This is a genomic window from Sagittula sp. MA-2 (assembly GCF_030126985.1).
Lineage (GTDB): Bacteria > Pseudomonadota > Alphaproteobacteria > Rhodobacterales > Rhodobacteraceae > Sagittula.
Genome location: NZ_CP126148.1, coordinates 13,050 through 27,671 on the forward strand (window position 1 = coordinate 13,050; position 14,622 = coordinate 27,671).

Here is a 14,622-nt window from a genome sequence, read left to right on the forward strand (position 1 = left end):
CAGACCATCGGATGCATTCGGTCGGCATGGACAGCCGGGGGTGGGCTTTGGCATCCTTGCGCATCAAGGGAGGACTTCCACCATGCTGACACGCAAGGCGCTTGCTGCGCTGGCCTTATGTGCCGCCACACCGCTTTCCGCCGCCGACTATTCCGACCCGACCTGGCCCTGCATTCAACGCAAGGTAGAGAGACTGTCGGAAGGTTTGATGTGGCCGCACCCGATTCCCGAAACCATGCCCGAGGATCCGGCCCTCCGGCGGGAGATCGAGCAACTCGCCGCAAAGCTCGCCATCCGGCGTCTTGAGGTCTCCGAGCTTCAGGCGGACGTCACGGCCTTTGCCGAACGCAACGGCGGCGATCCGGCGCTTCTGGGACTGGTCTTCGAAGAGACCTTCTCCAGCCTGAGCGGCCGCCGCTCCCGGATCATCGACGGCATCGGGAAGTTCTCGCTCAGCCAGATTTCCCTGTCAGAGCGGATCGAGGCCGCCCGCCAGGACATGGAGGCGGAGATGGCCCAAGAGGACCCGGATTTCGACAAGGTCGATGCGCTGGAGGAACAGCTGGACTGGGACCAGACGATCTACACCGACCGCCAGCAGTCCATCACCTACCTCTGCGAAACCCCCGTGCTGCTGGAAAAGCGGCTCTACGCGATCTCGCAGCTTTTGCAGGGCGTGGTCTCGGGCTGATCACTCCCATTCCAGTTCGGTGAAGGCGACAGTGGCGTTGCGGGGATTGTAGGCGTCGAACAGCGCCCAAGCGTCACGCTCGCTTTCTGCGATGTGCTTGACCGCCTCGCCGAGCCGTTCGCCCGCGTCGATGGCGGCGCGGGTGTCGCGCGCCAGCGTGTCGAGGTAGCGCTTCAGCGCCGTGCCACCTTCGGGCCAAGGCAGCAAAGCGTCGCCATGGCCGGGCACGACCTGCATCCCCTGCCCTTCCAGTTCGGCCAGCGCCGCTTGCCAGCCGCGCAGGCTGCCGTCGAGCGCGGGCGTGTGGCGGTGGAACAGGAGATCTCCGGCCAGGAGCGTCCCGGTCGCCGCGTCGAAGACGGTCAGGTCCACGGTCGTATGCGCGGCAGGCCAGGCGTCCAGACGCAGGACACGCCCGCCGAGGTCGATCTCTGCCGTGTCGGCGACCGTCTCGGTCACCGCCGGCGGTTCGGTCCCGAGCATGCGCTGCGCACCCACCAGCCGGTCGAGGCTGTCGAGGTAGTTCTCCTCCCGGTCCGCCAAGGCGCGCGGCAGCCCTTCGTGACCGACGACCTCTGCCCCGGCCTCCGCAATGACACTTGCGCCGAAGACGTGGTCCGGGTGCACATGGGTCAGGATGACGTGGCTCACCGGCAGGTCGGTCCTTGCCCGGATCGCCCGCCAAAGCGATTCGCCGATCCAGCGCGCCGACCCGCTGTCGATCACCGCAACACTGTCCCCGCCGATCACGATCGCGAGATTGGAGACATCCCCGCCGTTCTCGGTGTCCGGCTCCTCGATCAGCCCTTCGTGCACCCAGAGGCCCGGGGCAACCTCCGCGAGGTCCAGTACCGGCCCGGCGGGAACACACCTTGGGGCCGCCTCTACCGAACCGCGTGAAAACGCCGGTACCTCAGGCGGTTGCGCCGCGATCCTTGCCGCGCACTCCGCCTGTGTGCCGCCTTCGTACCCCGGCAACAGCACATCGCGGCAGGTGTCGCCCCCCGCCGCCAGACACAGCATGACAACCGCTTCGAACATCTCCCATCCTCCCGCGGCCAGCCTGCCACAGCCATGCGGCCAGACCACACAGACTTAATGCCCGCTATCGCGATGGCGGTCGGCGTGGCACGCTTCGCGACACACCATGCAAAAGGAGGAGGCATGGCCCACACTTTCAGACTGGCCACCGCGCTGGCCCTGTTGATGACCGTTCCCGCCATGGCCGAGACGGTCGAGAACCCGCTTGTCCCGAGCGAGACGTGGGAAGACCTGCGGTTCGACGTGATCGGCGACACCGTCATTTCCGACGCCGAAAGCCCGCTCTCCATCGACGCCCCCTACCGCGCGCATGACGCTGCGACGGTGCCCATCGTCCTGACGCAGACGAACCTCTCCGCCCAGATCGACAAGGCCACGGTGGTGATCGACGAGAACCCGGCCCCGGTCGCGGCGGAACTGACCTTCGGCCCCGCCATGGTGCCCGTCGATTTCGAGCTGCGCGTGCGGGTGAACCAATATTCCAACGTCCGCGTGCTGACGGAGACGCCGGACGGCACCTTCATGTCGGGCCGGTTCGTGAAGGCCTCCGGCGGCTGTTCCGCCCCCGCCTCCCGCGATCCGTCCGAGATGATGGCCACGCTCGGCCAGATGAAGCTGCGCCTTTTCGGCGAGCCTGAGATCTCCACCGCCCGGCGCGAGGCGCAGATCATGCTGCGCCACCCGAACTACTCCGGCCTGCAGCGCAACCAGGTGACACAGCTTTTCATCCCGGCCCACTTCATCGACCACATGGAAGTCTGGCAGGGCGACGAGATGCTGTTCACCATGGACGGCGGCATCTCGATCTCCGAGAACCCGGCCTTCCGGTTCTCCTACACCGACAACGGCGCACCCGCGCTGACGGTGAAGGCCACCGACACCGAGGGCAACGTCTTCGAACAGAGCCTGCCCAAGGACGCGCAGGGGTAACGGATCAGAAGCAGACGACCTCGGCCTCGGCCTGCGCACGGCGAAGGTCGGTGACGAGGTTCTGCGCGGCCACCGCACTGTTGAACACGGCCATGCGCTCCCCCCCGGTGCGGCGCATCGAAAGCACCGTTTCGGCCTGAAGGTATTTCTCGTAGGGCAGGATGGAGGCGATCTCGTCGATCGAGCAGGAGCATTGTTCGAGCGTCAGCCGCGACCGGCCGTTCGTCGCCATGCAGGCAAAGACGTAGTCCGCCCGCGCGGCGGTGGGATAGTCGTTGTACCGCTGCGCGATGTCCTGCGCCTGCACGCCGTCCGGCATCAGGGACAGGGCCGCCGCACAGAGAGCCGCGCCCAGCACCGACCCGCGCAAGCCCCGAAATCCTGGCAATCTTCGAAGCAAATCGCGTCCGCGGACACCGGACCTTAAGACCTCGCCCCGGATGATAGGGGCGGGAGGACGGGGGAGTAACCGTTTCTTTGCGACTATCTGCGCGGCGGAATCTGCCCCCGCGCGGCTGCACCGGTTTTCAAGATGCGGATGGGTCATTCCGCGCCCTCCGCCTCCAGGCTTTCGAAGTCGATCTCCGAGCGGTAGACCGGCGCGCCTTCTTCGCCCGGCACCTCCGCGACAAAGCTCATGTACCAGCCCGGCACATCTTCGGACATGGTGACGGCCAGCGCCAGTTCGCCAAAGCCCTGCATGCGGTCACTGTTGGGATCGCCTTCGAACGGGTGCAGCACCACGGTCTTGGTCGGTACGGTTCGGCCATCCAGCGTGGCTTCGCCCTCGACCACTTCGCTCGGACGGATCAGTGCCTCCTTCACGCGGTTGCGGATGTAGAACGGGCTGCCGCCCGCCGCCTCCGCCATGTCCCGAACCACGGATTCGTAGAAGAACATGATCATCGGGTTGCCCACGCTGGCCGGGAACTTGCCCAGACCCCGGTGCTTGCCGTTCTGGAGGAACTCCAGCTCCGCCATCATCGCCTGCTGCTCCTCGAAGGACAGGCGTATCGTGCCGGTGTCGCGCACCGCCGATTCCGGTTTCAGCGCGTTCACCACCTCGCGCGTGTAGCTCAGCGCCTTGTCCTTGCCCACCGGGTCGAGCGTGCCCGAGCGGAACAGCAGGTCGTAGGTCTCCTGACCGTCCAAAGTCTCTGCGGCGGCCGGTCCGGCCAGCCCGAGACAGAGCGCGGCGAATAGCATCGTCTTGCGCATGTTGAAATCCTCCCTCACCCGAGACTAGCCGCAGGCCCGGTCCTGTCATTGCCGACTTTCGGCTCGGTCCCCGCGGCGCCGCCCCGGATCTTCCAGTCGATCAGCGGGCGCAGGCGCGACACCTGCACCGGTTTCGTCATCACGGAAAAGTCCTGTTCAGCCCCCGCCCGCAGCAGCCGGTCGCGCCGGTCGGCGGTGATCATGATCGCGGGCACGTGGGTTCCGAACTCCGCCCTGACCCGCGCGATGGTCGACAGACCGGTGTCGTCGCCGTCGAGCTGGTAGTCCACCAAGAGGATGTCGGGCGGGATGCCCATGTCGCGCAGATGCCCGACCGCCTCCTCCGTCGAGCGCGCGCCCAGCACGCTGGCGCCCCAGGTCTCGAGCGTCTGGCAGGTGGCGAACAGCACGTTCTCGTCGTTCTCCACCACAAGCGCGATGAAACCCTCGAGGCTCTCCTCGCTTTGCATCGGAACCTTGGGGGCGGTCAGCGCCGTGGCGGCGTCCACCACGTCGAACTCGATGCAGAACTTCGACCCCACGCCCACCTCGGACGACATCCACAGCCGGTGGCCGAGGTGACGGCATGTGCGCTCCACGATGGACAGGCCCAGCCCCACGCCGGAGCCAACAGGCACGTTGCCCGCGCGGGCGAATTCCTCGAAGATCCGGGACTGGTCCTCCGGGCCGATGCCGATGCCGGTGTCCAGCACCTGAAGCTCGACCTTGTCGCCCCGCCGGCGACAGCCCAGCACCACCTTGCCACCCGGCTCCGTGTACTGGATCGCGTTCACCACGAGGTTCTGGATGGAGCGCAGCAGATACACCGGGTCGGACCTGACCCAGGACATGCAGGGCACCATCCGCAGCGCCACGTTGCGCTTCTGCGCAAGCGGCATCTGGTCCTCGAAGATCGTCTGCATGATCTGGCCAAGGCACAGCGTCGTCGGATGCACCGTGTCGTGGTCGGCGCTGTCCAGCCGCGAGATGTCCAGCAGCGCGTGCAGCAGTTGTTCGATGGAGGTGAAGGCCCCCTTCAGCCGGTCCACCATGGGTTCGTGTTCCGACCCGGCCGAGTTCGTCTGCAAGGTGGCGATCAGCAGTTTGGCGGCGTTGATCGGTTGCAGCAGGTCGTGGCTGGCGGCTGCGAGGAACCGTGTCTTCGACGAAACCGCCGCCTCCGCCCGTTCCTTGGCAACGCGCAACTCTTCCTCAACGCGGGCCTTCTCCTCGTATTGCTGGGTCAGGCGTGCGTTCGTCTCCGTCAGTTCGCGGGTGCGTTCCAGCACGCGCTTTTCCAGCGTCTCGGTCGCGCGGATCTCCAGCGTCACGTCCTTCAGTTCGACGAGGAAGCCGCCGTCCGGCAGCCGGTTGCCCTGCAGGTCGAACACCTGCCCGGACCGGCTGCGCACCTGCCGCCGGAGCCGCCCCTGCCGCAGCAACTGCCGTCGCCACTCGTCCACCTGGAGCAGCGAATGGTCGGCGATGAAGCCGCGGATCGACATCAGCTGCAGCAGCCGGGCCATGTTCATGCCCTTCTGCAGCACCGTCATCGGCAGGCCGGTCAGCTTGCGGAACTGCTGGTTGTGCATCACCACGTCGCCATTGGCGGAAAAGCTGCACACGCCGCTGGTCATGTTCTCGAACACCGCCTGAAGGTAATCGGCCTGCCGGTCGATCAGGTGTTCCTTTTCGCTCCGGTTCTGGCGGACCACGGCTGTGATATCGCTCAGCAGCAGCACCGTGTTGTCCATCGAGGTGCGCTGCGTCGACAGCTGGTAGAAACGGTCCTCCGTCACCTCGATCACCATCGAGGCCCCGGGCAGCGGGCCGTCGTTCGCGCCGATCTGGCGGTCGGTGGAGATCACGAAACGGCTTTGCGCCAGCAGCTCGAAGTACTCCGGCAGCGGCAGTCCGGGCACGATGCGGTCCGACACGTCCGGCAGCAGGTGCTGGAACAGGTCGTTGCAGATGGCAAGCTGGCCCTCGGTGAATAGCGCAAAGCCCTCGCCCATGGCCGCCAGCGCCTCGTCGAGGTTGCGGCGTGTGCGCTCCCGTTCGAAACGGGTAGTCTCCAGCTCGTCGGCGGCGCGTTCGAGGTCGCGCGTCTTGGCCGCCACCTGTGCCTGCAACTCGATGGCCGACTGGAAGGCGCTGTAGGCCGTCTGGCCCACGTGGTTCTGCCGCATGGCGCGGCGCACCAGCGCCTCGATGATCCTGTCCTGCCTGAGAAGCTGGAGCTCGGGCGGTTCCAGCGGGTCGATCAGGTTCACGGCAGAAGGCTCCCCCTCGGGCCGAAGAAGGCGACGCCCACGAAGGTCTGGTTCATGTGGAGGCCGCAGTGCTGTTCGCCATAGGTGTTGAAGCCCAGCACCTTGCGGCGCCGGAAGATCTCCGACACCTGGCCGTCCAGCTTCTTCTCCTCGATCTCCAGCTTTCGCAGCACGCAGTCGAAGGCGAGGATGAAGTCCGGTTTCCGGCCCATGGAATCCGTGACGTCCAACTCCGCTTCCAGCGTCTCGATGATCTCCTTGCCGCGGCCCATCACCATGATCAGACCGTCGTCGATGGCGGCAAGAAACGACAGCGTGTTGCCCTCAAGCACGTCGGCGATGGCACGGACGTAATGCGCCTGCTTGTGGCAGACCAGCATGGGGTTCTCGGCAAAGACCTGCGGTGTCAGCTCCGCCACGGAACACCCCACCAGCCGCGCGTATTCCTTGGCCGCCGGCGCGCCGTTGATCTCCGTGACCAGCCGCTCCTCGGTGTTGGCCTCGGTGATGACCAGTTCGTGCCCCTCCGGCAGGAAGTGGTCGAAGCTCACGCCCTGGAAATGCAGGTCGGTCTCGATCAGCAGCACCAGCGCGGCGTTGTCGTGGAACTGGCCCTTGTGCAGGATCTGCGTCCGCTCGAAGGCCATGCCGTCCCCGGCGGAGCCGCCGAACACCGGAACGCCTTCCAGCACGCTCTCCAGCACCGACGCCAGAAGATCCTCCTGCTTCGACAGCCCGTCGGCAAACACCAGCGCCAGCCGGTTCCAGCCCGCCGTGTGGATGAACTTGCCGTTGTTGCGGGTCATCGTCTCGAAGATCTGGGCGATGGACAGCGGCTTCAGCGGCGTGATCAGCGTGGACGCGCAGCGGAAGTGCTCCTTGCGGAAGCCGATCAGCAAAAGCGCGTCATTCTCGTATCCGAAGGGGGTGATCTGCCCGGCGGTGGTGCAGCCGAAGACCGGAACGCTTTCCAGTTCCTCGGCGAAGACCTCGGCCACCGCGTCGGAATCCATCGCCGCGGGGATCAGGGCGATGACGAAACAGAGTTCATGCGCGCTGACGGCCCGCGCGGCCTCTCGGGCAGCACAGGCCGGGTCCGCGTTGTCGGACCGTCCAACGGTGACATAGGCCGGAAGATCCGGCCCGATTTCATCGCGCGCCATGCCTCAGTGACACAGGAAGTTGCGCGCTTCCGGCTCTGCCTCGATACCCGGGGCGGCCGCCTTGTTCGCCGCCTCGACCATCAGCGCCGCCTGCGTCCGGTTGTTGACCCCAAGCCGCCGCAGAAGCGCGGTGATGTGGGCCTTGACCGTCGCCTCCGCCAGTTGAAGCTCGTAGGCGATCTGCTTGTTCGGCTTGCCCGCGCAGATCAGCTTGATGACCTTCTTCTGCTGGGGGGTCAGCGCCGCAAGCTTGGCGTTCATGTCGCTGCCGGGGGCATCCGGTGCATCGGACACGGTGTTCTGGCGATACTCCATCGGCACATGCTTGCGGCCATTGGCGATCTCCAGAAGCACCTGCTGCAGGTCCTCCACCGGCGTGTCCTTCGTCAGGAAGCCGGAAGCGCCCTCGTCCATAAGCGCATGCACCAGGGCCCGCGAGGTCAGCGAGGAAATCACCAGGACCGGTGTGTCGGGCACGCGCCCGCGCATCGTCACGAAGCCGGAAATGCCCTGCACGTCGGGCAGCTTCAGGTCGAACATCACGAGGTCGGGCGAAAACCCGTCGTCCAGAACCTTCAGTGCGTGTTTGAGAGAACGCGCCTTCTCGAAGCGGCAGAGCGGGAAAACCCCCTCAAGCGCCGAGGCCAACGCGTCACTGAATAGTGGATGGTCGTCCACGATCAGCACGGACGAAATCCCTTCGTCACGCGCTGCAACTTTGAAGTGTTGCATGTCAAAGCCTCCCTGTTGAAAAGCTAGACCAAGCACATCGTTTTGCAACTGTTTCCGAATGGAACAAGTTAGGCTGAGAGGGGGTTGCGCGCAACAATGTTGCGAAGACCCTTTGTGGCAAGGGCTTGACGGGTTTTGTGCGGCTGGCGGAAAAACTCCGCTGCACCGCAGAAAATAAGGACAATTTTCCGCACCGTCCTGAAAGGTGATTCGCAGATCGGCCATTTTGGTCCGCCAGCCCTGAAAAAGCCCGTTCCGAACGTGGCCCGCTTGGACGATCTCTGCGGGCCTGCCACCCCGTGGAAAACGCACAACCAAAGCGCGAGTAACGGCGCCCCGCGGCGCACGGTCGGGCACCGGTATGGGAGAGACGGACCCGGTCGGGGCCGCGGGGCGTCGGGAAGACAAGGGGCCCCAGTAGACCCCGATGCCCGCACCCTGCCCCGCGACGGACGGAAACGGAATTCTTAATTTATGAGAGGATCTGCGGCGCTGTGCCCTCGATGCAGAACCCCTTGTTCCGCACCGTGCGGATGCCGAACCCGAAATCCTGCGCGGCCAGCTTCTTGCGGACATAGCCGATGTAGACATCGACGACGTTCTCGTTTCCCGGCCCGTCCGCCCCGCTGTCGGACGCCCATAACGCGTCAAAGATGGCACCCCGCGCCAGGGGCTCTCCGCCCTGCCGGACAAGCAGCATCAGCAGGTCGGCCTCGCGTTCCGTCAGTGTGGCCTCGGCGTCGCCGAGGCAGAGCAAGCGGATGGATTTACGGAAGATGGCGGGTTGAGGACGGCGTGCCTCCGCGCGTTTTTCCTGCACCCTCAGGCGCGCGACCAGTTCGTCCAGCGAGAACGGCTTCACCACATAATCGTCCGCCCCGGCCTCCAGCCCTGCGGCGCGCTGTTCGACCTCCGACAGCGCGGACAGCATCAGGACGGGCACATCCACCCCGGCCGCGCGTGCTTCCCGGACAAGGTCGATGCCGCTGTCCTCGCCCAGCATCACGTCGACGATGGCGGCAGCGAACCCGCCGCCCAGCAATTGCGCCAGCGCCGTATCGGCCCGCAGTTCGGTCTGTGCCTCATAGCCATGGATCGCCATCCCCCGCGCAAGGGCAGAGGCGATGCCGGGGTCGTCGTCCACGATGAGCAGCCGCAAGGTCATCGCCGCACCCTATCCTTCCGCCACCGGCAAGCGAACCGAAACTTTCGTCCCCGGTCCGTCGCCAAGCCGCTCTGCGTCGGGCACCGGGCTGGTGACGGAGATCTCACCGCCCTGCGCCTCGATCACCCATTTCGCCAGCGCGAGGCCAAGCCCGAATCCGGCGGAATCCTTACGTCCCTGGCCGAAGCGTTCGAAGATCCGCGCCTGCGCCTCTGCCGGGATGCCGGGGCCATTGTCGATCACCGCCGCCACGCCGCCCTGCGCCACGATCCGCACCCTGCCGCCGTCGCGGGCGTGGCGGATGGCGTTGCGGACCAGTCCGGCCAGCACCTGCCGCAGCCAGTTAGGATCGGCCAGCACGGTGCCCTCCCCGGCCTGCGTATCCAGCGTCATCCCGGCACTTCGGCACTCCGCTTCCACCTCTTCGACCACCGCGCGCACCGTTTCCGGAAAATCCACCTGTCCCGGGTCCAGCGCCAGTTCGCCGCTGTCCGACCGCGCCACCCGCAGCAGGTCGTCGATACGCCGGTTCAGCCGCGCCGCCCGGCTCTCGATCGTCCCGAAGATCTCCGCCCCGTCCGCAAGGGTCTGCCTGCCGATCTGCGCCTCCATCAGTATGACCGTCAGGGGCGTGCGCAATTCGTGACTGACATCGGCAAAGAACCGGCGGCGGCGGGCATCGACGGCCTCGAGCTGGGCGTTGGCGGCGCGGATCTCGGCCGTCCGCTGGGCGATCTCCTCCTCCAGCCGGCCCCATTCCGCCTGCACATGGGCCTGCCGAGCGGCCAGCGCGGCAGCCATGCGGTTGGTCTCCGAGAAGAGCGCGCCGATCTCGTCGCCCCGGGTTTCCGGCAGGGCCACGTCGAAGTCCTCCGCCCCGATCCGCCGGGCGGCGCCCCGGAGTTGCTCCAGCCGGCGGAACTGTGGCCGGACAAGCCCCAGCGTGAACCCCGCCACCATCAGGAGCGACAGAACCACCATCGCAGCCGCCGCCCAGATCATCCTCTGGCGGAGCGTCTCGATCCCCTTCAGGGTTTCGCGGCGAAACATCGCCTCCCCGTTGAGAGCCTCGTTCAGAAGCGGGTCGAAGGTGCTGGCGAAGGCGTCGATGTGGGCGCGCAGGACCGGCACGTCCTGATCGTCGCGGCCCAGCCCGTTCAACGTGGAGCCAAGCTGCGCCTCCATGCGCGCCAGCGTGATCGACTGCGTGGCATGGCGCGACTGCCGGTCGATGCCGGAGGCCTCCGCCTCCTCGACCGCGCGCTCAAGGTCGCTGCGGATCAGCAGGAAGGTCGCGCCAATGTTCTCGGCCACCGGCTCCAGCCGCTGCATCCGTTCCTCTCGGGGCAGGCCGCGCTGCACCGCCTCCGTGGCGATCACGAGGAAGGTGGACACCTGCGAGGAGAGCGTGCCGTAACGCGTCATCCGGGCCTCGGCGTTCAGCGCCGCCTGCATCCGGTCGCCCACCCGCTCCATGCCCCAGAACAGGGTCAGGGCCGTCAAAATGGTGACCGCGCTCAGCGCCACGGCACCGGCGGTCAACCGCGCGCGCAGCGACCAGGGCTGGCCAAGACGGGTCATCGCCCCAGTTTCGTGATGAAATGGTGGGCAAGCATGGCGGGACTGAGCATTCCTTACGCTGTTCTCCGGACAATTCGAGCCACCGCCCGCCCGGTTAACGGAGTTTTCCCTTACCGCGCGCATAGTGAAACTACGACTAAAGGATGTATTGATAGAGGCCCCCGATGATCGAGCTGCTTTTCGTAACCTGCATGGCGACAGCCCCCGGCGACATGGACACCTGCCGAGAGCGTAGCCTTGTCTTCACCGATGTCACCCCCATGGCGTGCATGATGGGCGCACAGCCGCAACTGGCGCGCTGGGTGAACGAACACCCGAACGAGCGGATCCAGAGCTGGAAGTGCCGGACAGTCGACCATTCCGAGCGAGACGCCTGATCGTCCCGGCCTTCCGCCACCCCGCATAATCCTGCAGAATTTCCGGATGGACTGGTGCCCGCTGCCGATCTGTCCGACACTCTGACCCGTCGCCTACATGCGCCGGGCCATCGTTACCCTTGCCGTATTCGCCGCCTGAGACCTAAAATGGCACTCAGGACGACGGGAGGCGTACGGAATTCATGCAGGACTTCGGCGAAGCATTCTCGCTGGCTTTCGGGCTGGTGCTGCATCCGTCCGCGGACCTGATCGAGATCGTCTCGCTCTCGCTGCGTGTCAGCCTGACGGCGACCGTGCTGGCCTGCCTGTTCGGACTGACGCTGGGCGCGGTCCTTGCCATCGCGCGCTTTCCGGGGCGCAGCGCAGTGCTGATCGTGCTGAACGCGCTCATGGGCCTGCCGCCGGTGGTCGTGGGCCTTCTGGTTTACCTCAGCCTGTCGCGCGCCGGGCCGCTCGGCTTCCTCGGCCTGCTCTACACCCCCACGGCGATGATCGTGGCGCAGACCATCCTGATCACCCCCATCGTCGCCGCGCTGTCGCGGCAGGTGCTCGAAGACCTGCACAACGAGTACCGCGACCAGTTCCGGTCTCTCTGCCTGACGCGCGTGCAGGTGGTGCAGGCGCTCCTGTGGGACGCGCGGATCGCCCTCACCACCGTGGCGCTGGCGGGCTTCGGCCGCGCGGTGGCAGAGGTCGGCGCGGTGATGATCGTCGGCGGCAACATCGACCACCTCACGCGGGTCATGACCACGGCCATCGCGCTGGAAACCTCGAAGGGCGAACTGGCGCTGGCGCTGGCCCTCGGCATCGTGCTGATGGTCATTGCGCTTGGCGTCAACGCGCTGGTGCAGGCCCTGCGCCTGTCGTCGGAAAGGCAGCAGGCCCATGCGTGATCTGACCGAACAGGACCTGAAGCCCGCCTGCGATGCGGAGGCCCCCTGCCTAAGGATCGAGAACCTGACCCTGCGGCTCGGTGGCAAACCCGTGCTCGACTGGCTTGACCTGACGCTGGAGGGGCGCGGCCTGACCGTGATGCTCGGTCCGAACGGTGCCGGGAAAAGCCAGCTTCTGAAGGTGATGCACGGGCTGACCCGCCCCGATCAGGGCCGCGTCACATGGAATGGCCGCCCCGCCCAGCAGGCCACCCGCCAGCAGGCGCTGGTTTTCCAGAAACCTGTTCTTCTGCGCCGGTCGGTCGCCGCCAACATCGACTTCGTGCTGAAGGCGCGCGGGCGCGCCCGGTCGGAGCGTGACACCCTGCTGAACCACGTGGGCCTTCTGAACAAGGCGCGCCAGCCCGCACGGGCCCTATCCGGCGGAGAGGCGCAGCGCCTGTCGCTGGCCCGGGCGCTCGCGCTCGACCCGCAGGTGCTGTTGCTGGACGAACCGACCGCCAGCCTCGACCCCGGTTCGGTGCTGGCCATCGAGCGCATCATCCAGGGCGCCCACGACCGAGGCGTGAAGGTGATCCTCGTCACCCACGACATCGGGCAGGCGCGACGGCTCGCCGACGAGGTCGTCTTCCTCCATCGCGGCCGGATCGCCGAGCAGGCCCCTGCCCACCGTTTCTTTTCCACCCAGGACAGCGCCGCGGCGCGTGACTTCCTGCACCACAGGATCGTCGTCTGAACTGACTTCATGACATAGGGAGACTTCATGAAACCCGTTAAATTCACGCTGGCCGCGCTGCTGGCGCTGACCCCGCTTGCCGCATCGGCACAGGAGGCCATCATCGTGCAGTCGACCACCTCGACCGCCAATTCCGGCCTCTACGACTACCTGCTGCCGATCTTCTCCGACAAGACGGGCATCACGGTGAACGTGGTGGCGGTCGGCACCGGACAGGCGATCAAGAACGCCGCCAACTGCGACGGCGACGTGCTGCTGGTGCACGCCAAGCCCGCCGAGGAGAAGTTCGTGGCCGAGGGCGGCGGCACCTCGCGCACCGACCTGATGTACAACGACTTCGTCATCGTGGGGCCGGCCGACGATCCGGCGGGCGTGGCGGGCACCTCGGACGTCGAGGCGGCCCTGAAGACGATTGCCGGGAAGGGTGCGGTCTTTGCATCCCGCGGGGACGATTCCGGCACCCACAAGAAGGAAAAGGCGCTTTGGCAGGCCGCGGGTGTCGATCCGGCGACGGGCTCCGGCGACTGGTATCGCGAGACCGGATCGGGCATGGGCGCGACCCTGAACGCGGGCATCGGCATGGGTGCCTACGTGATGACCGACCGCGCGACCTGGATCAGCTTTGCCAACAAGCAGGACTACCGGATCGCCGTGGAAGGCGACGACGACCTCTTCAACCAGTACGGCGTCATCCCGGTGAACCCGGAGAAGTGCCCGGCGGTGAAGATCGAGGCGGCAAAGGCGTTCTCGGACTGGCTGATCTCCGACGAAGGGCAGAAGGCCATCGCGGGTTACACGGTGGACGGGCAGCAGCTGTTCTTCCCCAATGCGCGCAAACAGGGTAGCTGAGAACCGGGGCACGGTCTGCCCCGCCATGGGGCAGAGCGATGCATGAACCGGAATTCCTGACGGTCCCCGAACTGGCGGACCTGTTGCGGATCAAGGAGCGCAAGGTCTACGACCTCGCCGCGTCGGGCGAGGTCCCCTGCACGCGCGCCACCGGCAAGCTGCTGTTCCCCTCGGTCGCGGTGCGCGACTGGCTGGAGGCGCATTCCTCGGGCCACGTTGTGAAGACGCCAAGGCCGCCGGTGGTGCTGGGCAGCCACGATCCCCTGCTGGACTGGGCAATCCGCGAAAGCCGCTGCGGGCTGGCCAGCTATTTCGACGGGTCGGCGGACGGGCTTGCGCGGTTCAACCGGCGCGAAGGCGTGGCGGCGGGCCTTCACCTGCACGACGCCGAGGGGCGCGAGTGGAACATCCCCAGCGTGGCGCGCAGCTCGGCCAACCAGAACGCGGTTCTGGTGCGGTTTGCCACCCGTGCCCGCGGGCTGGTGCTGCGGCGGGAGCTGGAAGGTGTCAGCGGCATGGCCGACCTGGCCGGACGGCGCGTGGTGCCGCGGCAGGGCGGATCGGGCAGCGACGTGCTGTTCCGGCAGCTTGCGGCGAAGGACGGGCTGGATGTGGATGCACTGGACCTGACTGAGGTCGCGCGGACAGAGACCGAGGCCGTGCAGACCCTCGCCCGCGGCGACGCCGACGCGACGCTGGGGCTGGAGACCGTCGCGCGGGATTTCGGCCTGCCTTTCGTGCCTCTGGTGGAGGAACGCTTCGACCTGCTGGTGAACCGGCGCGCCTGGTTCGACACGCCGATGCAGCGGCTGATGGTCTTCTGCCAGTCGGAGGCCACGCTGGCCCGGGCGGAGAAGATGGGCGGTTACGACCTGACGGGGCTGGGCACGGTGCGCTGGAACGCCTGAGCGGTTTCGGGGCGCTGCCGCGTGCCCCGACCCGCCGGGGGGCGTCGCCCCCCGGACCCCCCGAG

15 protein-coding genes are annotated in these 14,622 nt (G+C 66.7%); 7 read left to right on the plus strand and 8 right to left on the minus strand.

Features of this window, described 5'->3' with window-relative positions; genetic code table 11:
• The first annotated feature begins 82 nt into the window (after window positions 1-82).
• On the plus strand, window positions 83-691 hold the full coding sequence (locus QNI11_RS23545; RefSeq protein WP_100931194.1) for a hypothetical protein: 609 nt from the start codon (window positions 83-85) through the stop codon (window positions 689-691).
• Here QNI11_RS23545 and QNI11_RS23550 read toward each other — a convergent pair whose 3' ends face one another.
• A complete protein-coding gene (locus QNI11_RS23550) occupies window positions 692-1,732 on the minus strand; it encodes a quinoprotein relay system zinc metallohydrolase 2 (RefSeq protein ID WP_283983793.1) in 1,041 nt (346 codons plus the stop codon).
• 123 nt (window positions 1,733-1,855) lie between these two features.
• Here QNI11_RS23550 and QNI11_RS23555 point away from each other — a divergent pair, with 123 nt between their 5' ends.
• Window positions 1,856-2,662, plus strand: coding sequence for a quinoprotein dehydrogenase-associated SoxYZ-like carrier (locus tag QNI11_RS23555; protein ID WP_373418462.1), 807 nt, complete (start codon window positions 1,856-1,858; stop codon window positions 2,660-2,662).
• Between the two features lie 4 nt (window positions 2,663-2,666).
• On the opposite strand, the gene QNI11_RS23560 is transcribed toward QNI11_RS23555, so the two are convergent.
• From QNI11_RS23560 to QNI11_RS23590, 7 genes are all read right to left on the minus strand, one after another.
• A complete protein-coding gene (locus QNI11_RS23560) occupies window positions 2,667-2,981 on the minus strand; it encodes a hypothetical protein (RefSeq protein ID WP_100931362.1) in 315 nt (104 codons plus the stop codon).
• A gap of 224 nt (window positions 2,982-3,205) precedes the next feature.
• A complete protein-coding gene (locus QNI11_RS23565) occupies window positions 3,206-3,880 on the minus strand; it encodes a hypothetical protein (RefSeq protein ID WP_283983794.1) in 675 nt (224 codons plus the stop codon).
• A 14-nt stretch (window positions 3,881-3,894) separates the two neighbouring features.
• The gene (locus QNI11_RS23570; protein WP_283983795.1) at window positions 3,895-6,153 is read right to left on the minus strand and encodes a PAS-domain containing protein; all 2,259 of its coding nucleotides are present in this window, start codon (window positions 6,151-6,153) and stop codon (window positions 3,895-3,897) included.
• A complete protein-coding gene (locus QNI11_RS23575) occupies window positions 6,150-7,316 on the minus strand; it encodes an FIST N-terminal domain-containing protein (RefSeq protein WP_100931190.1) in 1,167 nt (388 codons plus the stop codon). Before QNI11_RS23575 ends, QNI11_RS23570 begins: the two co-directional genes overlap by 4 nt.
• 3 nt (window positions 7,317-7,319) lie before the next feature.
• A complete protein-coding gene (locus QNI11_RS23580; protein ID WP_100931189.1) occupies window positions 7,320-8,048 on the minus strand; it encodes a response regulator transcription factor in 729 nt (242 codons plus the stop codon).
• A 472-nt stretch (window positions 8,049-8,520) separates the two neighbouring features.
• A complete protein-coding gene (locus QNI11_RS23585; protein WP_100931188.1) occupies window positions 8,521-9,213 on the minus strand; it encodes a response regulator transcription factor in 693 nt (230 codons plus the stop codon).
• A 9-nt stretch (window positions 9,214-9,222) separates the two neighbouring features.
• The gene (locus tag QNI11_RS23590; RefSeq protein ID WP_283983796.1) at window positions 9,223-10,794 is read right to left on the minus strand and encodes a HAMP domain-containing sensor histidine kinase; all 1,572 of its coding nucleotides are present in this window, start codon (window positions 10,792-10,794) and stop codon (window positions 9,223-9,225) included.
• Window positions 10,795-10,958: 164 nt separating this feature from the next.
• Here QNI11_RS23590 and QNI11_RS23595 point away from each other — a divergent pair, with 164 nt between their 5' ends.
• From QNI11_RS23595 to QNI11_RS23615, 5 genes are all read left to right on the plus strand, one after another.
• Entirely contained in the window at window positions 10,959-11,171 is a 213-nt protein-coding gene (locus tag QNI11_RS23595) for a hypothetical protein (protein WP_100931186.1), read from the plus strand.
• A 182-nt stretch (window positions 11,172-11,353) separates the two neighbouring features.
• The gene (locus QNI11_RS23600; RefSeq protein ID WP_283983797.1) at window positions 11,354-12,064 is read left to right on the plus strand and encodes an ABC transporter permease; all 711 of its coding nucleotides are present in this window, start codon (window positions 11,354-11,356) and stop codon (window positions 12,062-12,064) included.
• The gene (locus QNI11_RS23605) at window positions 12,057-12,800 is read left to right on the plus strand and encodes an ATP-binding cassette domain-containing protein (protein ID WP_283983798.1); all 744 of its coding nucleotides are present in this window, start codon (window positions 12,057-12,059) and stop codon (window positions 12,798-12,800) included. Before QNI11_RS23600 ends, QNI11_RS23605 begins: the two co-directional genes overlap by 8 nt.
• Window positions 12,801-12,827: 27 nt before the next feature.
• Entirely contained in the window at window positions 12,828-13,649 is an 822-nt protein-coding gene (locus QNI11_RS23610) for a substrate-binding domain-containing protein (protein ID WP_283983799.1), read from the plus strand.
• Between the two features lie 38 nt (window positions 13,650-13,687).
• Window positions 13,688-14,557 (plus strand): helix-turn-helix transcriptional regulator, encoded by an 870-nt coding sequence (locus QNI11_RS23615; protein ID WP_283983800.1) that lies wholly within the window; start codon window positions 13,688-13,690, stop codon window positions 14,555-14,557.
• Window positions 14,558-14,622 lie beyond the last annotated feature (65 nt).